Origin of the sequence: Salinibacterium sp. dk2585, assembly GCF_008001035.1 — a bacterium.
GTDB lineage: Bacteria > Actinomycetota > Actinomycetes > Actinomycetales > Microbacteriaceae > Homoserinimonas.
In genome coordinates this window covers 2,783,625-2,803,568 of the sequence record NZ_CP042856.1, presented here as the reverse complement: position 1 = coordinate 2,803,568, position 19,944 = coordinate 2,783,625, and the positions used below count along the sequence as shown (strand labels likewise).

The window sequence follows — 19,944 nt, the reverse complement described above, 5'->3', positions numbered from 1 at the left end:
GTTCTGGGACTGATCTGAGTTTTGCAAATGACCCACGGAACATGACAACCCCTGATCGAGTGCCAAGCACTGCGGTCAGGGGTTGTTGTCGTTTACAGAGCTTTTCGATCAGCGGACGACGCGCGAGCGACGCAGGGCGAGTCGTGCCGCGCGGTCGAGGCCGAAGGCGCTGCGGGTCATGAACCCGCCGATCGTCGTGCCGGCCGCCAGTCCGACACCGGTCGAGAGCGCGATGACGAGTTCGGGCAGCGACGCCGTGACCCCGAACTCGGTCTCCATGAAGGAATACAGGGCGCGGTAGAGGGCGAGCCCCGGGATGAGCCCGATGATCCCCGCCATCGTGATGGCCGACTCCGGAATCTTGACCCAGCGATAGAGGAGGTAGCCGATGATTCCCGCGACGACGCCGGCGAAGGCCGGTGCGATTCCCGGCTGCGGGATGCTTGGCGCGAGCACCGCGTAGACGGCGAACACGATTCCGGCCGCCGCCGCCATGAGCGGCACATAGAGCAGTCGCACGTAGGAGGTCAGCGCGAAGCCGACGCCGATGAGCGACGCGCCGATGATGCCGGGGACCGGTTCGATCTCGGGGCCGAGCGAGGTCGCGACCGAGACGGGAACGCCCATACGCAACGCCAAGCCCAGCGTGAGTGAGATCCCCACCGCGAGGCCGAGCGTCAACATGACGACCTCGAGGCCGCGGGCCGACGCCGTCACGTAGTACCCGTCGATCGCGTCACGCGCGGCCGAGGTCAGGCCGATGCCCGAGAGCAGCATGATGATGCCGGAGATCACAATGACGGTGGGGTGATTCGCGCCCGGCAACTCGAAGCCCATCTCGCGCAACCAGAAGAACAGCACCGCGATCCACGTCGTGAATGCGGCGACCGCCATCTGCGAGAAGAACGCCGGCACCGCCCACTTCGAGAGCCGCCTCGCGAGCCAACTCGAGATGACGGCGGATGCCGCAGCCACGAGGATCAGCACGAAGCTCACGTTGAACATCACGACGACTCCGCCCGCGAGGATCGCCTGCCCCGCCGTCATGACCCAGCGCCGGTAGGGGTGCGGTGCGTGGAGGATCGCGACGAGGCGCGCACGGGCCACCTCGACATCAAGGGGCTGGTCTGTCTCCGTGATCTCGAAGATCAACCGGTAGACCTTCTGCAGTCGCGTGTAGTCGGTCGTGCGCACCCGCACGACGCGCATGACCGAAGTGGGTTCGTCATCCATGCCGCGGTGCACCGACACCGTGATCGAGGTGAACGCGATGTCGACGTGCATGCCGTTGATGCCGTAGCTCTCACTGATGCGCAGGAGCATCGCGACGACATCCGCTGCCGAGGCCCCGATCGCGAGCATGGCCTCGCCCGCGCGCAGGCAGAAGTCGATGACCGCCCGCTCCTGGCGTTCGGGTACCCCCGTGCTCGGATGAATGATGGAGATGATCTGCGTGGGGGCGCCCGAACCGCGCACGAGGTCCGTCACCCTGTGCAGCAGTGATCGCGCTGGCGGCTGCGGGCCTTCGGGGTGGTCGCCGTGAGTCATCGTTTCCACACTAGGCGGGGCGGGCATCCGCTGTGCCCCTTGAATGTGCGACGGGGGACGGGCGCTGCGGGGCGAACGCTGCGAGAATGGGCGCATGTCGCACACCGATCTGCCGCTCATCCTTGTCATCAACGGGCCGAACCTGAACCTGCTTGGCACGCGCGAGCCCGAGAAGTACGGGCGCGAGACGCTGGCGGATGTCGCGGCGCGGGTCACCCGCGCGGCCGAAGCCGAGGGGGTGCAGGTCGAGTTCATGCAGAACAACCACGAGGGCGCGATCATCGACGCGATCCACTCGGCGAGGGGACGCGCGGCCGGGATCGTGCTCAACGCGGGCGCCTACACGCACACCTCGGTTGCGATCCGCGACGCCGTCGTTGCCTCAGAGGTGCCGATGGTCGAGGTGCACATCACGAACGTGCACGCGCGCGAGAAGTTCCGCCACCACTCCTACCTGTCGGACGTCGCATCCGCCGTCATCGCGGGCGCCGGCACGCTCGGCTACGAGTTCGCGCTCCAGTACCTCGCACGCCGCCCCCGCTGACGCCGCTCTCCTAACTCAGGAGTCATGGTCAGAGACGACAGTCGCGACCCGAGACTCCTGAGTTAGGAAAGTGCTCTTGGGAGGGTGAGAGGTCAGCTGTCGCCTCGCTGCTGGTAGACATCCGGGATGCCGTCGGCGTCCTCGTCAATCTTTTCCATCGCGGCGAGCCTCTTGTAGTGCCGGCTGCGCGAACGGAGCACGACGGCGCCAATGAGGGCGGCCAGCACGGAGGCGCAAAGGATGCCGACCTTGGCGTGGTCGTTGAGCACACCGGCGCCGAAACTCAGTTCCGCGACGAGCAGCGAGACCGTGAACCCGATGCCGGCGAGCAGCGAGACGCCGAAAAGGTCGACCCAACGCAGGGTCGGGTCGAGATTGACGCCGCGGAGGCGGGAGAGCAGCCAGGTGGTGCCAAGGATTCCGATGGGCTTGCCGATCACGAGGCCCGCGATGATGCCGAGTGTGATGGTGTCGCCGAGCGAATTGCTGAAGCCCTCCCAGCCGCCGATCGCGACGCCGGCAGCGAAGAAGGCGAAGATCGGCACCGCGACGCCGGCCGAGAGCGGCCGCACCCTGTGCTCGAGGATCTCCGCGAGGCCGGGCCCGTTGTCGCTCGTGTTCTTGCGCAGCACGGGAATCATGAAGCCCAGCACGACGCCAGCGATCGTCGCGTGGATGCCGGAGGCGTGCACGAGCGCCCAGACGACCACGCCGATGGGGAGCAGGATGATCCACGCGCTCGCACGGTGACGCCCGAAGATGTGGCGGTAGCGCTGCGCAAGGAACGCGTAGACCGCGAGTGGCACGAGGGCGATCAGGAGCGGGGTGAGCTGGATCTCGGTCGTGTAGAAGACGGCGATGATGACGATCGCGATGAGGTCATCCACGACTGCAAGGGTCAGCAGGAAGATGCGGAGCGCCGTCGGGAGGCCCGAGCCGATGATCGCGAGCACTGCGACGGCGAAGGCGATATCGGTCGCCGTGGGGGTGGCCCAGCCGCGCATGGCCAGCGGGTTGCCCCAGTTGATCCCAACGTAGATGAGGGCGGGCACGACGACTCCGCCGATGGCAGCCGCGACCGGCACGAGGGCCGTGACGGGCTTGCGGAGGTCGCCCGCGACGAACTCGCGCTTGAGCTCGAGGCCCACGAGGAAGAAGAAGATTGCGAGCAGCCCGTCGGAGGCCCAATGGCCGATACTTAGCTCGAGGTGCCACGGTGCATAGCCGATGCGGAAGTCACGCAGGGCGAAGTAGGCATCCGCCCAGGGGGAGTTCGCCCACACGATGGCGACGAGCGCCGCCGCCACGAGGATCGCACCACCGACGGTCTCCTTGCGGAGGATCTCGGTGATGCGGACGGCTTCGCTGTAGCGACCGAAGCCGAAGAGGGTGCGGTGCTGGCCTTGTGACATGGCTCTCCTGTGTGCAGGGTTGGTGAGGGACGCGTCGACCAGACTTCCCGACTCACCGCTTCCGAGTGTACGCGCAGATCACGGGTCGATACCGCTGAGCAAACTCACACCTCTCTATTTGCGGGGCCCGTGCTACGGTCTGCCCATGTCCAGCCCCACCACCGTTCGAGCCCGCCGTGGCTTCGGAGCCGGGGTGGTCTGATGAGTGAGGTTCTCGTAGTGGGTGGCGGTCCAGTGGGCCTCGCCGCGGCTATCGAGGCCCGCCTGGAAGGGATGTCGGTAGCGGTGATTGAGCCGCGGATCGGCGTGATCGACAAGGCCTGCGGCGAAAGCCTGCTGCCCGGCGCCCTGCCCATGCTGCAGCGCCTCGGCGTCGAACCGCAGGGCCAGGCGCTCCGCGGGATCGCCTTCCACGGGGGGCCCGACGATGACCCCTGGCGCGTCGAGCACAGATTCGAACGCGGGGTCGCGGTCGGCCTGCGACGCACCGTGCTTCACGCACTCCTCACGAATCGCGCCGAGGAACTCGGCATCGTTCGCGGCTACGGCAGGCTCCAGGGCCTGACCCAGGACGACTACGCCGTCACCGCCTTCACCGACCTCGGCGAGACCATCCGCGCCAAATGGCTCCTCGGATGCGACGGCCTCCGGTCGGCGACGGCGCGGCTTGCCGGCCTCACTGACAGCTCACGCCGCCGCGTTGAGCGGTTCGGCGTGCGCCGGCACTTCCGTGTGGAACCGTGGAGCGACCTCATCGAGGTGCACTACGGACCGGACGCGGAGGTCACGGTCGTGCCCGTCAGTCCCGACCTCGTCGACGTCACCGTGCTTGGCCCGCGCGGCATCGGATACAACGCCGCAGTGCGTGCGACTCCAGCTCTCGGTGAGCAACTCGGTGACGCTGAGGCCGTCACGGAGCCGCGTGGGGCTGGGCCCTTCCCCCAGCGCACGACGGCGCGCACCGCCGGCCGTGTGCTGCTCGCGGGCGACGCATCCGGGTATGTCGACGCACTCACGACCGAGGGACTGAGGGTCGGCTTCGCGCAGGCGAGGGCGGCGATCGCCGCCATCCGCCGAGGCCGCCCGAGCGACTACGAGCGCGAGTGGCACCGCGTGACCCGCCCCGTCAACATCATCACGGCCAGCCTCGTCGGCCTCGGCAGCTCCGGCCTGCGCTCGGGCATCGTGCCGACGGCGGTCAGGGCTCCGAGGGTCTTCGGCGCGGTCATGGAGCGACTCGCACGCTGAACTGAGGGCTCAGGGCAGCAGCAGGCCGTGCAGGTCGGCGGGCTTCGAGACGACGCCGATCGCGCCATCCTGCTCCTCGTCGGGTCCGTAGCCCCACTCGACGAAGATCGCCGGGATGCCAAGGGCCGCCGCGCCCTCGACGTCGTGCTTGCGGTCACCCACCATGACGGGTCGGCTCGTGTCGACCCCGATCATGCCGAAACGACGCATCGCCTCCTCGATGACATCCTTCTTGGCGCTGCGGATCTCGTCGATCGAGGACCCGGCGATGACACGGAAGTACTGCGTGAGGTTTCCGTTGTCGAGAATGACGGATGCCGGGAACTCAGGCTTCGATGTTGCCAGCGCGAGCGGGATGCCCGCCGTATGGATGGCGCGCAGCACCTTGGGGACGCCCTCGAAGATCGGGCTGCCCTGTGCGTTGTTCTCGAGGTAGTGCTGGCGGTAGATCGCGAGTGCCTGGGCCGACTCGACCTCGTCCATCCCTGCGCGCACGCGGAACGACTCCAGGATGGGCGGGCCCACCCAGGCGAGGAGTTCCTCCGGCCCGGGAACCTCGCGGCCCATCTTCTCGAACATGTAGCCGAGCGAGGAGGTGATGCCGGGCGCCGAGTCGGAGATCGTGCCGTCGAGGTCGAAGAGGATGCACGTCCAGGGCTGTTGCGTCATGCCTCAAACGTACGTCGAGCGGGCAGTCTTGCGGTCACTTGCCGTCGAGGGACCCGAAGACGACCGTGTAGTCGAGGATCCGACGCTTCGCGACGACGCCCTCGATGATGAACGGGTCTGCGTTGAGCAACTCGGCGACAGCCTCGGCGGAGGGCTGGCGAAGCAGCAGCAGGGCGCCGACGCGATCGTCCTCCACCGTGGGGCCGCTCGAAATCAGCACCCCCTCGTCGACAAGCGGTGCGAGGAATGCCCGATGGGGCGCCCGATGCCGGTCACGCGCCTCGGCGTCATCCGTGTACTCGTAGAGCACGGCGAAGATACTCATGTCTTGCTCCAATCAGAAGAGGCGGAGGTGGCTATCGTCCATGCCTCGCATGGCGTCATAGTCGAGCACGACACAGCGGATGCCGCGGTCCTGCGCGAGCGTGCGCGCCTGCGGCTTGATCTCTTGCGCCGCGAAGATCCCGGCCACTGGGGCGAGCAGTGGATCGCGGTTCATGAGCTCGAGGTAGCGAGTGAGTTGCTCGACTCCATCGATGTCGCCGCGACGCTTGATCTCCACCGCGACACTCGCGCCGGCAGCATCCGTCGCCAGGATGTCAACGGGCCCGATCGCCGTCATGTACTCGCGGCGCACGAGCCGGTAACCGTCTCCGAGGGTTTCAATCTGCTCGGCGAGGAGCTTCTGCAGGTGGGCCTCGACGCCGTCCTTCTGCAGGCCAGGATCCACGCCGAGTTCGTGCTGGCTGTCATGCAGGATCTCGTGGATCGAGATCACGAGCAGGTCGGCCGTCTTCGCCTGCGTGACCCGCCAGATCTCGGTGACGCCGGCATCCGCCTGTTCGGGCTCCGGCTCCATGGTTGCGAATGTGCAGGGCGGGCTCATCCAGTTGAGCGGCTTGTAGCTCAGCGAATCGGAATGCACGAGCACGCTGCCGTCGGCCTTCAACAGCAGGAGGCGAGTGGCGAGGGGAAGGTGGGCGCTGAGTCGGCCGGCGTAGTCGACCGAGCAGCGGGCAATGACGAGGCGCACCCCATCGAGGGTAGTCGTCGCTGGCCGCACAGGCTGACGCGGCCCGGATCAGCGCATGCGCTGGGGCTCCCGCGCCGCGGGCGAGGCGAGTCCCGCCGCGACGACGAGCACGAGCACGAGCAGCAGCGCACGGAGCAGCCCGAACTGCTCGCCCAGGAAGCCGATCGTGAGGGGGCCGGCGAGGAAGGCGAGGTAGCCGATCGTCGCGACGGCGCTCACGCGCGCGGCGGCCGTTCGCGGGTCATCCGCCGCCGCCGACATGCCCGTGGGGAAGCCGAGTGCCGAGCCGAGGCCCCACATGACGACACCCACGACCGCGATCCACGGCACGGGCACGAAGATCACGATGAGCAGGCCCGCGATCGCGAGGAGCGCCGAACCACGCAGCACGGAAACGCGGCCGAAGCGGTCGAGCAGTCGCACGCCCGCGAGGCGACCGACCGTCATCGCGGTCACGAACACGCCGAAGATGAGCGCGCCGGATGCCCGGTCGACGCCGTGCCCCTCCACCATCGCGAGGGCGAGCCAGTCGTTCGCGGAGCCCTCCGCGAGGGCCATGCCGAGCACGATCAGGCCGATGAGGAGGGTGCGGCGGTCGCGCCAGATCGACAGGCGGTCGCGCCAGGTGCCCTTGGGCTCGTCAGCATCGGCGGGGTCGTCCCCGACGCTCTCGTGCTGTACGAAGCGCACGCTCGTGACCCCCGCGATCACGATGATCGCCGCAACGACAATGGCCTGCGTCAGGATCGGCACCCGTAGCAGCTCGCCCAGTGCACCGACGCCCGCCCCGAGCATCGTGCCGCCGCTGAAGAAGGCGTGATAGATCGGCATGACGGTGCGTCCGAGCATCCGTTCGTTGATGGCGCCGCTGAGGTTCATGGCGACATCGGCGATCGAGAGGGCCGCGCCGAAGAAGCACAGCCCGGCGGCGACGACCCAGAACCCATCCGTTCCGAGGGAGACACCGAAGCCGGCCACGATGACACCGGCGGGGCCCAGACCGAGCGCCCACGCCATGATGGGCTTGGTGCCGAAGACGGCGATCGCGTGGCTCGACACGAGCAGGCCCGCGATCGAGCCGCTCGCGAGGAAGAGGATCAGGATGCCCATGTCGGCGGTCGAGGCGCCGAGCGCGTCTTTCACGGCGGGCGTGCGAGCCATCCAGCTGGCCATGCCGAGCCCGCAGAGCGCGAAGATCACGAAGAGGGCGTTGCGCCAAGTGGTCGCCTGCGCGCGGGTGAGGGCGGAAGTCGTCATGGTGCTCGCGGAGGAAGAGGGGCAGCCGACCGCCATACGACAGGTCGAATCGATTCGATCGAACCGATTCGAGTAGGCTAACAAGCCATGACCGACGACGCAACGAGACCGCGGGCAACCCTTGCCGCCGTCGCCGAGCGCGCCGGCGTCTCCCGCTCGACCGCGTCCCTCGCATTCAGCGGTGCGGGGCCCGTCGCGGCCGAGACGCGCGAGAAGGTGCTCGCGGCGGCCGAAGCCCTCGGCTACGGGGGTCCCGACCCCGTCGCGCGGTCACTCCGCAGCGGGCGCACCGGCATCGTCGGGGTCGTGATCGAAGACCGCCTGCGCGAAGCATTCCGCGACCCCATGAACATCCCCATGCTCGACGGGCTCGCCGACGAACTCGGCACGGCAGGGTTCAGCATCCTCCTGCTGACCGACCCCGCGGGCCCGGATGCGAACGCGAACGCCGCATCGCCCATCGACACCGCGCCGATGGATGCCGTCGTCCTGGTCGGATGCAGCACGCGACTCGACGCATCCGTCGCCCTCCTGCGGCAGCGGCGCATCCCCATCGTCGCGATCGAGGCGGCACCGATGGAGGGCGTGCTCGACATCGCACTCGACAATCGGCGGGCGAGCGCACTCGGCGCCGCGCGCCTGCACGAACTTGGCCACCGCGACGTGGCCGTCGTCACGCCCCCGCTCGGCGCCGGCCATGCGGCAGGACCGCTCCGCGACGACTGGGAGGAGCGCGCGACCTCGTTCCCGGCGGCGGAGCGCCTGCGCGGAGTGCTCGACGTCTACACGAGCCTTCGCGGCTGGATGGCGCCCGCGAGCTCGACCGCGTCGGGATACACGGCAGGCCTCGCGATCCTCGCCGACCCAGGCCATCGCCCGACCGCCGTCATCGCGCAGAGCGACCTCCTCGCCCTCGGCGTCATCCGGGCTGCCGAGGAGCTGGGCGTCTCGGTGCCGGAGGAGCTCAGCGTGCTGGGCTTCGACGGCATCCGCACGGAGGCCTACGGCGGCATCGAGCTCGCGACGCTCGTGCAGCCCGCACTCGAGAAGGGCCGCGCGGCCGGCCGCGGCGTGCTGCGACTACTCGACGGGGAGGAGCCGCAGCCGACACTGCTGCGCTGCACCCTCCGCAACGGCACCACGGTGGCGGCACCCGGTGCGCCGTCGTCGTCACCGCTCGACTGACGCGAGCGGCGCCATCCGTCAGCGCGTGCCGGTGACGATCCAGCGCTCGGATCGGGCACGCACGCCCAGTGTGAGCGCCCGCGCGCCCATGTAGCCGAAGCCGAAGGCAAGCCACAGCCACGGCATCGCGTCCACGGGGGCGGCGATGGCGACCCACGCGAGCAGCGGAGCGTACATGGCCAGGTTCACGAGGCCGGTGAGTGCGAGGTAGCGGGCATCGCCCGCGCCGATCAGCACGCCGTCGAGCACGAAGACGTAGCCGGCGAGCGGGATGCCGGCCGCCATGATGACCGCGACGAGCGGCAGGGCGGCGCGCACCGCCGCATCACCCGTGAACGCGAGGCCAAGCACAGGGGAGAGCGCCGCGATCACGAGCCCGAGCGCGACGCCCGCGAGCAGCCCGAGCGTGATGAGCCGACGCGTGATGCGACGAACCCGTTGCACATCGCTCGCGCCGAGCCCGTGGCCGATGAGGGCCTGCCCCGCGATCGCGAGGGCGTCGAGCGCGAAGGCGAGCGTCGAGAAGACGGTCATGGCGATCTGCAGGGTTGCCAGCTCGATCACGCCGAGACCGGATGCCACGGCGACCGTCGCGAGCATCGCCACCCGCAGCGAGGCGGTGCGCAGCAGGAGCCAGCCGCCGGCCCCGGCGGCGCCGCTCACCCCGCGAAGGCCGGGCCGCAGTGTCGTGCTCTCGCGGCGGGCGGCGCGCACGGCGATGACGATGTAGACGGCGGCCATGCCCCACTGGGCGACGACCGTGCCGACGGCGGAGCCCGCGACCCCCCAGCCGAGGCCGTAGATGAAGAAGGCGTTGAGGGCGATGTTGGCGCCGAAGCCGACCGTCGCCACAACCAGGGGAGTGCGGGTGTCCTGCAGTCCGCGCAGGAGTCCGGATGCCGCGATCACGAGCAGCATGGCTGGCAGTCCCCAGAGCGAGATCGTCAGGTAGGCGATCGCTTCGACGCCCACGGCAGCCGTGCTGCCGAAGGCCTCCACGAGGGGGACCGCCGTCGGCAGGCCGGCGAGGATCAGCACGACGCCGAGGGCGAGCGCGAGCCACATCCCGTCGATGCCCGCACGGATGGCGCCCGCCCGGTCACCCGAACCGAGCCGGCGGGCGACCGTGGGCGTCGTCGCGTAGGCGAGGAACACGAGCAGCCCGACGACCGTCTGCAGCACCGCGCTCGCGATGCCGAGACCGGCCAGCGCATCCGCACCCAGGTGGCCGACCATGGCGGTGTCGGCGAGCAGAAAGAGTGGCTCGGCGATGAGCGCGCCGAGGGCCGGCACGGCGAGCCGCAGGATCTCCCGGTCGAGCGCTTTCATCATTCAGGAGCCGACTTTCATAACTCAGGAGTTGGCGTTCACAATTCAGGAGCGTAGGTGGCGGCGCCGGCCTTCGTGTCACCGAACCAGCCCAAACTCCTGAATTCTGAGAGCCAACTCCTGAATTCGGAACGGGGGACGGCTACTTGTCGGTGCCGCGCAGCCGGCCGAGCAGGTTCATGACGTGGTAGACGACGAGCGCCGCGACCGTACCCAGGATGATGCCGCTGAACTCGATTGAGCCCTCGCCGGCCGGGATGACCCAGACGAAGGGCGCGACCGCGACGATGAGCGCGATGCCGGCCGTGAACTGGTTCTTCGGCTTCGAGAAGTCCACCTTGTTCTCAACCCAGATGCGCACACCAATGATGCCGATGAGGCCGTAAAGCGCGGTCGTGACGCCACCCAGCACTCCCGGCGGGATCGTGAAGATGATGGCCCCGATCTTGGGCGAGAGGCCGAGCAGGATCGCGGCGATGCCGGCGACCCAGTAGGCGGCCGTCGAGAAGACCCGCGTTGCCGACATGACGCCGATGTTCTCGCCGTAGGTGGTCGTGGGGGAGCCGCCGCCCATGCCCGCGACGACGGTCGCGACGCCGTCGGCGAAGAGTGCGCGTCCCGTGAGCGGGTCGAGGTTGCGATCGGTGAGCTGACCGACGCCCTTGACGTGCCCCACGTTCTCGGCCACGAGGGCGAGCACGACCGGCAGGAACATGAGGTAGATGAAGAGGTGGTCGGTGCTGAAGGTCGGCGTGATGAATTCGGGCAGGCCGATCCACGCGGCATCCGCGACGCCGCTCATGTCGACCTCACCCTGCGACCAGGCGAAGGCGTAGCCGATGACGACACCGATGACGATCGAGAGCCTGCCGATGAGGCCCTTGAAGAGCACCGTCACGAGGATGACGGAGAGGAGCGTCACGAGCGCCGTGAGCGGCGCCTGCAAGAAGTTGTCGCGCGCGGCCGGTGCAAGGTTGAAGCCGATGAGCGCGACGATCGCGCCCGAGACGACGGGCGGCATGAGCACGTTGATCCAGCGGGTGCCGGCGACGTGCGCGATGATGCCGACGATCGCGAGCAGCGCGCCCACGATGACGACACCACCGAGCGCGACCGACTTGCCATCGGATGCCACGGCGGCAGTGATCGGCGCGATGAACGCGAAGGACGAGCCGAGGTAGCTGGGCAGGCGGTTCTGGGTGATGAGGAGGAAGAGCAGCGTGCCGAGCCCCGAGAAGAGGAGCGTCGTCGAGGGCGAGAAGCCCGTGATGAGGGGCACAAGGAAGGTCGCGCCGAACATCGCGACGACGTGCTGGCCGCCGAAGCCGATCGTGCGGGGCCAGCTGAGGCGCTCCTCCGGCAACACGATCTCTGATGCGGCAACATCCTTGCCGTCGCCGTGCAACTTCCAGATCGCCATGCTGCTCCCTCTTCGTGTATCGCGGCCCGTGACGGGCGTGGACCATCCGAGAGACTAGCGGCTCAGGGGGCGTGTCGCTGGCACTCGTTATGGTGGGTCCATGACGCGCGCATCCGGCATCGACCTCGACGAACTCGACCCGGGCATCCGCCCGCAAGACGACCTCTTCAGGCACGTCAACGGCAAGTGGATCTCCCGCACGCAGATCCCCTCAGACAAGGCCCGCTACGGCTCCTTCTATGTGCTTGCCGAGGAGGCGGAGCAGGCCGTCCGCGCAATTATCGAGGAGTCGCAGCACGCAGACCCCGGAACGGAGCAGCGCAAGGTCGGCGACCTCTTCACGAGCTTCATGGACGAACAGCGCATCGAGCAGCTGGGCGCCGAGCCGCTGCGGCCCGCCCTCGAGAGCATCGACGCCGTGGCATCCCTCGCCGACCTGTTGGCCACCCTCGGCAGGCTCGAGCGGCAGGGGGTCGCGGGCCTCTTCCAGCTCTTCGTCGACAACGACCCGGGCAACCCCGAGCGCTACCTCGTCTTCATGGAGCAGGGCGGCACCGGGCTGCCCGATGAGTCGTACTTTCGCGAGGAGCGCTTCGCCGAGGTGCGCGACAAGTACCGCGCCTTCATCGAGCGGATGTTCACGCTTGCCGGCATCGAGGGGGCTGCGGATGCCGCGGCACGCGTCTTCGAGGTCGAGACCGCCATCGCATCCCACCACTGGGACAACGTGCGCACGCGCGACGCCGAGGCGACTTACAACCTGACGTCGTGGTCTGAGACGGCGGGCGAACACCTCGGCGCCTGGTTGTCGGCGATGGACCCGCCCGCGGGCAGCTTCGACGAGTTGGTCGTGCGTGAGCCGAGCTTCATCAACGGGGTCGAGGGCCTGTTCACGGGCGACCGCCTCGATGCGTGGCGCGACTGGCTGCGCTGGCAGGTCATCCGTTCCTCCGCCCCATACCTCAGCAGCGCCTTCGTCGAGGCGAACTTCGACTTCTACGGCCGCACCCTGACGGGCACCCCGGAAATGCGGGCGCGCTGGAAGCGGGGGGTGTCCTTCGTCGAAGGTGCGATGGGCGAGGCGGTGGGCAAGATCTACGTCGAGCGACACTTTCCGCCGACGGCGAAGGCGGCCATGGACGTGCTCGTCGACAACCTCGTGGAGGCCTATCGCCAGTCGATCTCGCAGCTGCCCTGGATGACGGATGCCACGCGCACGCGTGCCCTCGAGAAGCTCGAGAAGTTCACGCCCAAGATCGGCTTCCCATCGAAGTGGCGGGACTACTCGGCACTCGAGGTCGACCCGGCCGACCTGCTGGGCAATGTGCGGGCGACGAGCGAGTTCGAGTTCCAGCGCGAACTGGGCAAGGTGGGCAAGCCGCTCGACCGCGATGAGTGGTTCATGACGCCGCAGACGATCAACGCCTACTACAACCCCGGCTTTAACGAGATCGTGTTCCCCGCGGCCATCCTTCAGTACCCCTTCTTCGATGAGAACCGGGATGACGCTGCCAACTATGGTGCGATCGGCGCTGTCATCGGGCACGAGATCGGGCACGGCTTCGATGACCAGGGCTCGCGCTTCGACGGTGACGGACGGCTGATCGACTGGTGGACGGCAGAGGACCGTGCCGCGTTCGAGAAGCTCACGAAAACGCTCATCGAGCAGTACGACGCGCTCGCGCCCAAGCAGACGCCCGAGCACCACGTCAATGGCTCACTCACGATCGGTGAGAACATCGGCGACCTCGGCGGTCTCGGCATCGCGTGGAAGGCCTACCAGCTGTCGCTCGGCGGCGAGCAGGCGCCCGTGCTCGACGGGCTCTCCGGCGCCGAACGCTTCTTCCTCTCCTGGGCGCAGGCGTGGCAGATGAAGGCGCGAGACGAGGAGGTCATCCGCCTGCTCGCGATCGACCCCCACTCGCCGAACGAGTTCCGGTGCAACCAGATCGTTCGCAACATCGACGCCTTCTATGAGACCTTTGACCTGAGTGAATCCGACGCGCTGTGGCTGGCCCCGGCCGAGCGCGTCAGCATCTGGTGACCTGACCCCGCAGCGACCCAGCCCCCGCGCGACCCGAACCCGCGGTGGCAAAGAAGAAGGAGCCGTGAACTCCAAAGAACAGCACCGTCGTCGACGCCTGCGCGCCGCCGCAGTCGCCCGTCACCGCGGCACGGACGACGCTGAGAACTTCACCGAGAGCTTCGCCGCCCTTGGCGAGCTCGCCTTCGCGGGCGCCCGTGTCTCGGCCACCGTGCTCGACCTCACGACGGGCCTGCCGCTCCTCGCGATCGATGACCGCGTCGCACTTCCCACCGCGAGCGTGGGCAAGGTGCTGCTGCTGATTGAGACGGCGGCACGCATCACGACACGGGACCCGCGCGTGCCCGGCATCCTCGACAAGACACCGGATGACGCGATCGCCGACTCTGGGCTCTGGCACCGCATGCAGGTGCCGACGCTGCCGCTGGGCGACCTCGCCCTCCTGGTGGGCGCGGCGAGTGACAACGTCGCGACCAACGTGCTGCTGCGCCACATCGGCCTCGATGCCGTGCGCGAACGCGCCGAGTCACTGGGGCTCCGTCGTACCGCGCTGCTCGACCGCGTGCGCATGAAGCGAGGGCCGGATGACGCGCCCCAGTTCTCGGTCGGCGCGACGGCCGAACTGGCCTGGCTGTTCTATGCCCTCAGTCGCGGCCAGGTCGTCGACTCGGTCACGAGCCAGCGCGTGCTGGACTGGCTGTCGCTCAACAGTGACCTCTCGATGGTCGCGAGCGCCTTCGGGCTCGACCCACTTGCGCACCGCGCGACGAGCCACGGACTGCAACTCGTCAACAAGACGGGCACCGACGACGGCGTGCGCTGCGACGCGGGCATGCTGAAAGGCCGGCAGGGCGGCGTCTCCTACGCGGTCACGGTCGAGTTCACCGACTCGAGCCTGCACGAGCGCCTGAGGGTGCTCGACGCCATGCGCACGGTCGGCCGCGACATCCTCGAGTTCGTCTATTGAACTGCGCGACGGCAAGGAAAGTGACTCTCTGGGAGTTTGCCAAACATCCGCTGGAGGCCCCAGCACTACGCTGAGACGACACAGGACCACCCCCAACGGAATGGAGACACCGTGCGTGGAAAGATTCTCATCCTGACAGGTCTGGCCGTCGGCTACGTGCTGGGCGCCCGAGCAGGGCGGCAGCGTTACGAGGACATCAAGAGCAAGGCCGCCCAGTTCTGGAACGACCCTCGAGTGCAGACCAAGGTCGAGGCTGTGGAGGACTTCGCGAAGGACAAGGCTCCTGAGGTCGCCGACTTCATCAGCGACAACGCGAAGAAGGTCGTCTCCCAGGTGGGCGGCAAGAAGAAGTCGAAGGCCGGTAGCTCCAGCTCCAGCTCCAGCACGTCGGCGTCGAAGCCTTCCACCTCCGGCGGCAGCACGAACGCGGCCTCGAGCTAGGACCCACCCATGACCGACCAGAGCACTCCACCCCGTGCGCGGCGGCGCTCGCTCATCGAGCTGCTGAGCGACGTGCCGCGGCTGGTCTCCGAGCTGGTGACCGCCGAGATCGAGCAGCTCAAGGCCGAGATGACGGCCAAGCTGAAGGCGCTCGGCATTGGTGGCGGCCTCATTGCCGCGGCGGCGGTCGTGCTGCTCTTCATGGTCGGCGTGCTGCTGACGGCGGCAGTGCTGGCCTTGGCGCTCGTCATGCCAGGTTGGGCCGCTGCGCTCATCGTCGCAGGAGTGCTGCTCATCGTCGCCGCGATCCTCGGGTGGATCGGCTACACCAAGCTGAAGTCGGGTATCCCGCCCATGCCCGAGGCGACCATAGAGAGCGTCAAGCGCGACGTCGACGTGGTGCGCGGTATCCGTCGCCCCTGGTCGTCGTAGCCACCGGCATCCTGAGATTCGAACCCGACACACGAGGAGAACCATGAGCGAGAGCACCCCCGCCAACGCCAAGGACGCCAGCAGGGCCGTCGAGGCAGCGCGCGAGTCACTGGGCGAGACGCTCGACGCAATCGAGGACAAGTTCAACGTCAAGAAGCGCACGAGTGAGTGGAGCGAAAAGGCGAAGCGCTCCTATGAGACGAACCCGACCCCGTGGATCGTGGGCGCAACCGCGACCATCATCGCGGTCGGCGGACTCGTCGCTTGGGCGATCTTCGGCGACGACTGACGATGCGTGCGGCCGCTCAAGGGCGGCCGCACGTTTTTGCGGACTCGCCCCTGAGGGGCAGGATGGGACCATGACCCTTCTGCGTCGCGCCAAACCACTCACGGGGTGGCGCGTGCTTGTTCCGCGCGGCGGCGCCTACGGCGAGAACGTCGCAGCGACGCTCCGCTCCTTCGGGGCGACCGCCGTCGTCGCGCCCATGATCAACTTCTCGATGCCCGAGGATCCTGCGCCGCTCGACGCAGCACTGGGCCGCCTCGAGGAGGGCTACTACGACTGGATCGTCGTGAGTAGCGCGACGACAGTCGATGTGCTCAACATCCGCGGCGTACAGGTACCGCCCGAGACTCGCATCGCGTGCGTCGGCGAGACCACGCTCGCGGCCCTCACGCTTGCGGGCTACGAGGCCGACCTGGTTCCCTCGCCCGACAACTCCCCGCGCGGGCTGCTCACCTCCTGGCCCGAAGACGCGAGGGGCGGGCGCGCGCTCGTGCCCGAGGGCGACACAACCGAGCACAGCGTGCTCGAGGGCCTCTCCGAACTCGGTCTCGAACTCGACTTTGTGACCGCACACCGCGTCGTGGGCATCCCCATCCCGGAGCGGGTGGCGGCGGATGTCGCCTCCGGGCGCATCAGCGCCATCCTCATCAGTTCCGGCGTGGTCGCCCGCGAGGTGAACGAGCAGCTCGGAACCCTGCCCGAGTCGACCGTGGTGGCCTGCATCGGCCCGCGGACGGCATTCGACGCTCGCGCCGCCGGCCTCAAGGTCGACGTGATCTCCGAGGATCGCACCGCCGAAGCGCTCGTTGAAGCGCTCGCCGACTATGCCCACGACACGACGAGCGACGAAGAAGAGTAGCGCTCCCTAGTTGCGCACGTCGACGACGGTGCGTCCTCGCACCCCGCCGCCGAGGATGCGCTCGGCCACGCCCGGGGCATCCGCCAGCGACACCGTCTGCGTGAGGCTGTCGAGTAGCTCCAGGTCGAGGTCGCTCGCGAGGCGCTGCCAGGCCTGCTCGCGCAGGGGCTGCGGCGCCATGACGGAGTTGATGCCCGCGAGGGTGACGCCGCGCAGGATGAACGGCATGACGGTTGCCGGGAGGTCCGCGGACTGGGCGAGGCCGCACGCGGAGACGGTGCCGCCGTAACAGGTCTGGGCCAGCACGTTGGCGAGGGTGGGCCCGCCGACAGAGTCGATCGCTCCGGCCCACCGCTGCGCCTGGAGAGGCCTGCCCTGTTCGCTGAGCTCGGCGCGGTCGATGATGTCGTCCGCCCCGAGTGAGTGCAGGTAGTCAGCCTCCTGCGTGCGACCGGTCGATGCCGTCACGTGATGCCCGAGGCGCGAGAGCAGCGCAATCGCGATCGACCCGACGCCGCCGGCCGCACCCGTCACGAGCACGCTGCCATCGGAGTGGTCGAGGGCGCCAGCCCGCTCGAGCGCGAGCACGGCGAGCATCGCGGTGAACCCCGCGGTGCCGATCGCGGCGACCCGGTGTGAGCTCAGGGACTCCGGCACGCGAACGAGCCAGTCGGACTTCACGCGCGCACGCTCGGCGAGCCCCCCGTGGTGCGTCTCGCCGATGCCCCAGCCGTTGAGGAGCACGCGGTCTCCCGCAGACCAGGGACTTGAGGCATCCGCTTCGGCGACCGTGCCGACAAGGTCGATGCCGGGGATCAGGGGATAGTCGCGGATGACGCCGGGCCGCCCCGTGATGGCGAGGCCGTCCTTGAAGTTGATGCTCGAGTACTCGACGTCGATCGTGACGTCACCCGCCATGAGGTCATCATCGCCCAGGTCGGTGATGAGGCTGGTCGTGATGCCGTTGTCGTCTTTCTCAACCTTGAGTGCACGCATGCACCCAGACTATGGGAGGTTCAGAGCGCGAGCGGGGGGCGGATGCCGGACGTGCCGGTCGCATCCGCAGCATCCGTGCCGAGGTGCACGATGCGGTTCTCGGCGTCGACGTGCACGATCGATGGCTGGAACTCGCGTGCCTCGGCGGGCTCCATCTGCGCGTAGGCGATGAGGATGACCAGGTCTCCCGGGTGCACGAGATGCGCCGCTGCACCGTTGATCGAGAGCACCCCGCTGCCGGGCTCGCCGGCGATCGTGTAGGTCTCGAGGCGCGCGCCATTCGTGATGTCGACGATGGACACCTTCTCGCCCGGCAGGATTCCGGATGCCTCAAGCAGGTCGCTGTCGACGGTGACGGATCCGACGTAGTGGAGGTCGGCCTGTGTGACGGTCGCGCGATGAATCTTCGCTTTGAGCATCGTGAGCAGCATGGCGATTAAGGGTAACGCATCATATCGGCCCGGAATTCCACCGGGAAACCGGACTGAACGACCGGATCAGCCGAAGAGCATCGCCGCTTCCTCGTAGCGATCCTCTGGCACGGTGTTGAGCCGACCCACCGCCTCCGTGATCGGCACCGTCGCGATGTCGGTGCCGCGCAGCGCGACCATCTGGCCCCACTTGCCCTCGCGGGCAAGGTCGAGCACGGCCATGCCGAGGCGGGTCGCGAGCACGCGGTCGAAGCCGGAGGGCGTGCCGCCGCGCTGGATGTGCCCCAGCGTCGTGGCGCGGGTCTCGATGCCCGTCGCTTCCTCGATGGCGGGGGCGAGCGCCTCACCGATTCCCCCGAGGCGGGGGCGGCCGAAGGTGTCGAGGCCGCGCTCGGAGTACGGGTCATCCATGCCGTCGAGCACGAAGCCCTCGGCGACGACGACGAGCGGCGAGCGCCCGCGGTCGTGTGCGCTCGTCACCCACTCCGTGATCTGTTCCATCGAGGTGCGCTGTTCCGGAATGAGGATTGCGTGGGCACCGGCCGCCATGCCGGAGTGCAGTGCGATCCAGCCGACGTGTCGGCCCATGACCTCGGCGATCATGCAGCGACCGTGGGCGTCTCCGGTCGTGCGCAGCCGGTCCATGGCATCCGTCGCGATCTGCACGGCCGTGTCGAAGCCGAAGGAGTAGTCGGTCGCGGAGAGGTCGTTGTCGATCGTCTTCGGCACGCCGACAATCGGCAGGCCCTGGTTGCAGAGCTCGTTCGCCCCAGCCAGCGTTCCCTCGCCGCCGATCGCGATGATGGCGCCGATGTCATTGGCCTCGAGCACCTCGCGGATGCGGTCGGCCCCGCCGCCTTCGAAGGGATTGGTGCGCGAGGTGCCAAGGATGGTGCCACCCATCTTGGAGATGCCCCTCACCTGATGCCGTCCGAGGGGCACGATGTCGCCTTCGAGAACGCCCTTCCAGCCATTGCGGAAGCCGACGAACTCCTGGCCGAAGAGCTTGTCGCCCTTGAGCACGGCCCCGCGGATGACGGCGTTCAGTCCGGGAGCGTCGCCCCCGCTGGTGAAGATTCCAATACGCATACCCCCATCTTGGTGGGTGTGTGGCCCGCGCGGGAGAGATGATGAAACTCTGTCCCCCGAATACGGCGCTAGCGGACTGAGCATCCCTCGCGGTACAGTCGCGCGACGGTGATACGGCGACACCCGTCGCAGCATGGGGGAGCATTCGCATGGTGAAGAAGAACACCGCAGTCAACGACGACGCGGAGAACCTGGTGGCGGTCTCTGAGGCGCCCGAGCCCGACGAGGCGACGGATGCCGCGACCACACCCGAGGCAGACGACACGGTCACCGCGCCCGAACCTCAGCCCGCGACATCCGCTGTGCCGACGCCCGCCGTCGACGACGCGGAGGAATCGCTGCCCGAGAAGGACCCCGGCAAGGTGCTCGGCATCGTCGGCATCGTGATCGCCCTCGGCGTGGGCATCGTCGGGATCGTGCTCGGTCTCCTGTCGTACCGCAAGTCCCGCGCGGTGGGCTACGGCGGCGGCTTCGGCATGACCGCCATGATCGTCGGTGCGGTCACGACCGTGCTGCTCGGCACCCAGCTCTTCCTCATGGCGAGCGGCATGGGCATCGGCGGCGCCTGCGACGGCCGCAAGGCGGGCGTCTACGAACTCGACAACGGCACGACCATCAGCTGCACCTAGGCGTGAAATGTCCCTAGCCGGGGGCAAGCGTGGGAGCGCAGGGGTGGGCGCACTGCAATTGACACCCGAACCGGGGTCACGAGGGCAGGGTGTGTGGGCAGTAGTCTCAGAGTCCGCCTTGTTCA

Annotated in this window: 21 protein-coding genes; 10 read left to right on the top strand and 11 right to left on the bottom strand. The window is 68.3% G+C overall.

The features are described 5' to 3' along the window. Nucleotides 1-108 precede the first annotated feature (108 nt). Nucleotides 109-1,548: a threonine/serine exporter ThrE family protein gene (locus tag FVA74_RS13335; RefSeq protein WP_147722954.1), complete on the bottom strand. Its 1,440-nt coding sequence runs from the start codon at nucleotides 1,546-1,548 to the stop codon at nucleotides 109-111. A 94-nt stretch (nucleotides 1,549-1,642) separates the two neighbouring features. Here FVA74_RS13335 and aroQ point away from each other — a divergent pair, with 94 nt between their 5' ends. After that, nucleotides 1,643-2,092, top strand: a complete 450-nt coding sequence (aroQ, locus tag FVA74_RS13330; protein ID WP_147722953.1) for a type II 3-dehydroquinate dehydratase — start codon at nucleotides 1,643-1,645, stop codon at nucleotides 2,090-2,092. 92 nt (nucleotides 2,093-2,184) lie between these two features. On the opposite strand, the gene nhaA is transcribed toward aroQ, so the two are convergent. Next, nucleotides 2,185-3,504, bottom strand: coding sequence for a Na+/H+ antiporter NhaA (gene nhaA, locus FVA74_RS13325; RefSeq protein ID WP_147722952.1), 1,320 nt, complete (start codon nucleotides 3,502-3,504; stop codon nucleotides 2,185-2,187). 201 nt (nucleotides 3,505-3,705) lie between these two features. Between nhaA and FVA74_RS13320 the strand changes: the two genes are divergently transcribed. Further along, entirely contained in the window at nucleotides 3,706-4,752 is a 1,047-nt protein-coding gene (locus tag FVA74_RS13320) for an NAD(P)/FAD-dependent oxidoreductase (RefSeq protein WP_187266505.1), read from the top strand. A gap of 9 nt (nucleotides 4,753-4,761) precedes the next feature. Here the strand turns inward: FVA74_RS13320 and FVA74_RS13315 are convergent, their stop codons facing one another. From FVA74_RS13315 to FVA74_RS13300, 4 genes are read right to left on the bottom strand one after another with little or no spacing between them, the layout of a single operon-like run. Then, entirely contained in the window at nucleotides 4,762-5,421 is a 660-nt protein-coding gene (locus tag FVA74_RS13315) for an HAD hydrolase-like protein (RefSeq protein ID WP_147722951.1), read from the bottom strand. Nucleotides 5,422-5,455: 34 nt separating this feature from the next. Beyond that, nucleotides 5,456-5,746, bottom strand: a complete 291-nt coding sequence (locus FVA74_RS13310) for a YciI family protein (protein ID WP_147722950.1) — start codon at nucleotides 5,744-5,746, stop codon at nucleotides 5,456-5,458. Nucleotides 5,747-5,758: 12 nt separating this feature from the next. Beyond that, the gene (gene nucS / locus FVA74_RS13305; RefSeq protein ID WP_147722949.1) at nucleotides 5,759-6,454 is read right to left on the bottom strand and encodes an endonuclease NucS; all 696 of its coding nucleotides are present in this window, start codon (nucleotides 6,452-6,454) and stop codon (nucleotides 5,759-5,761) included. Between the two features lie 48 nt (nucleotides 6,455-6,502). Continuing rightward, entirely contained in the window at nucleotides 6,503-7,711 is a 1,209-nt protein-coding gene (locus FVA74_RS13300) for an MFS transporter (protein WP_147722948.1), read from the bottom strand. An 87-nt stretch (nucleotides 7,712-7,798) separates the two neighbouring features. Here FVA74_RS13300 and FVA74_RS13295 point away from each other — a divergent pair, with 87 nt between their 5' ends. Continuing rightward, nucleotides 7,799-8,896 carry a LacI family DNA-binding transcriptional regulator gene (locus tag FVA74_RS13295; protein ID WP_147722947.1) on the top strand — a complete coding sequence of 366 codons (1,098 nt, stop codon included), beginning with the start codon at nucleotides 7,799-7,801 and terminating at the stop codon, nucleotides 8,894-8,896. An 18-nt stretch (nucleotides 8,897-8,914) separates the two neighbouring features. On the opposite strand, the gene FVA74_RS13290 is transcribed toward FVA74_RS13295, so the two are convergent. Both FVA74_RS13290 and FVA74_RS13285 read right to left on the bottom strand, forming a co-directional pair. Then, nucleotides 8,915-10,228 carry an MATE family efflux transporter gene (locus FVA74_RS13290; protein WP_370454530.1) on the bottom strand — a complete coding sequence of 438 codons (1,314 nt, stop codon included), beginning with the start codon at nucleotides 10,226-10,228 and terminating at the stop codon, nucleotides 8,915-8,917. 139 nt (nucleotides 10,229-10,367) lie between these two features. Next, entirely contained in the window at nucleotides 10,368-11,645 is a 1,278-nt protein-coding gene (locus FVA74_RS13285) for a uracil-xanthine permease family protein (RefSeq protein WP_147722946.1), read from the bottom strand. Between the two features lie 100 nt (nucleotides 11,646-11,745). On the opposite strand from FVA74_RS13285, the gene FVA74_RS13280 reads away from it, so the two are divergent. The 6 genes from FVA74_RS13280 (at nucleotide 11,746) to FVA74_RS13255 (ending at nucleotide 16,674) form a co-directional block, all read left to right on the top strand. After that, complete coding sequence (locus FVA74_RS13280) at nucleotides 11,746-13,689, top strand: M13 family metallopeptidase (RefSeq protein ID WP_147722945.1); 1,944 nt, start codon at nucleotides 11,746-11,748, stop codon at nucleotides 13,687-13,689. A 64-nt stretch (nucleotides 13,690-13,753) separates the two neighbouring features. Beyond that, nucleotides 13,754-14,656 (top strand): serine hydrolase, encoded by a 903-nt coding sequence (locus FVA74_RS13275; protein ID WP_147722944.1) that lies wholly within the window; start codon nucleotides 13,754-13,756, stop codon nucleotides 14,654-14,656. 111 nt (nucleotides 14,657-14,767) lie between these two features. Beyond that, nucleotides 14,768-15,097 (top strand): YtxH domain-containing protein, encoded by a 330-nt coding sequence (locus FVA74_RS13270; protein ID WP_147722943.1) that lies wholly within the window; start codon nucleotides 14,768-14,770, stop codon nucleotides 15,095-15,097. 9 nt (nucleotides 15,098-15,106) lie between these two features. Further along, the gene (locus FVA74_RS13265; protein ID WP_147722942.1) at nucleotides 15,107-15,529 is read left to right on the top strand and encodes a phage holin family protein; all 423 of its coding nucleotides are present in this window, start codon (nucleotides 15,107-15,109) and stop codon (nucleotides 15,527-15,529) included. Nucleotides 15,530-15,572: 43 nt separating this feature from the next. Then, a complete protein-coding gene (locus tag FVA74_RS13260) occupies nucleotides 15,573-15,818 on the top strand; it encodes a DUF3618 domain-containing protein (protein ID WP_147722941.1) in 246 nt (81 codons plus the stop codon). Between the two features lie 70 nt (nucleotides 15,819-15,888). Further along, nucleotides 15,889-16,674, top strand: a complete 786-nt coding sequence (locus tag FVA74_RS13255; RefSeq protein ID WP_147722940.1) for a uroporphyrinogen-III synthase — start codon at nucleotides 15,889-15,891, stop codon at nucleotides 16,672-16,674. A gap of 6 nt (nucleotides 16,675-16,680) precedes the next feature. Here the strand turns inward: FVA74_RS13255 and FVA74_RS13250 are convergent, their stop codons facing one another. The 3 genes from FVA74_RS13250 to FVA74_RS13240 form a co-directional block, all read right to left on the bottom strand. Beyond that, nucleotides 16,681-17,670, bottom strand: a complete 990-nt coding sequence (locus FVA74_RS13250) for an MDR family oxidoreductase (protein WP_147722939.1) — start codon at nucleotides 17,668-17,670, stop codon at nucleotides 16,681-16,683. A 20-nt stretch (nucleotides 17,671-17,690) separates the two neighbouring features. Next, nucleotides 17,691-18,101, bottom strand: coding sequence for an aspartate 1-decarboxylase (panD, locus tag FVA74_RS13245; protein WP_147722938.1), 411 nt, complete (start codon nucleotides 18,099-18,101; stop codon nucleotides 17,691-17,693). Between the two features lie 66 nt (nucleotides 18,102-18,167). Then, nucleotides 18,168-19,190, bottom strand: coding sequence for an ATP-dependent 6-phosphofructokinase (locus tag FVA74_RS13240; protein ID WP_147722937.1), 1,023 nt, complete (start codon nucleotides 19,188-19,190; stop codon nucleotides 18,168-18,170). Between the two features lie 149 nt (nucleotides 19,191-19,339). On the opposite strand from FVA74_RS13240, the gene FVA74_RS13235 reads away from it, so the two are divergent. Further along, nucleotides 19,340-19,819, top strand: a complete 480-nt coding sequence (locus tag FVA74_RS13235) for a DUF4190 domain-containing protein (RefSeq protein ID WP_147722936.1) — start codon at nucleotides 19,340-19,342, stop codon at nucleotides 19,817-19,819. Nucleotides 19,820-19,944 lie beyond the last annotated feature (125 nt).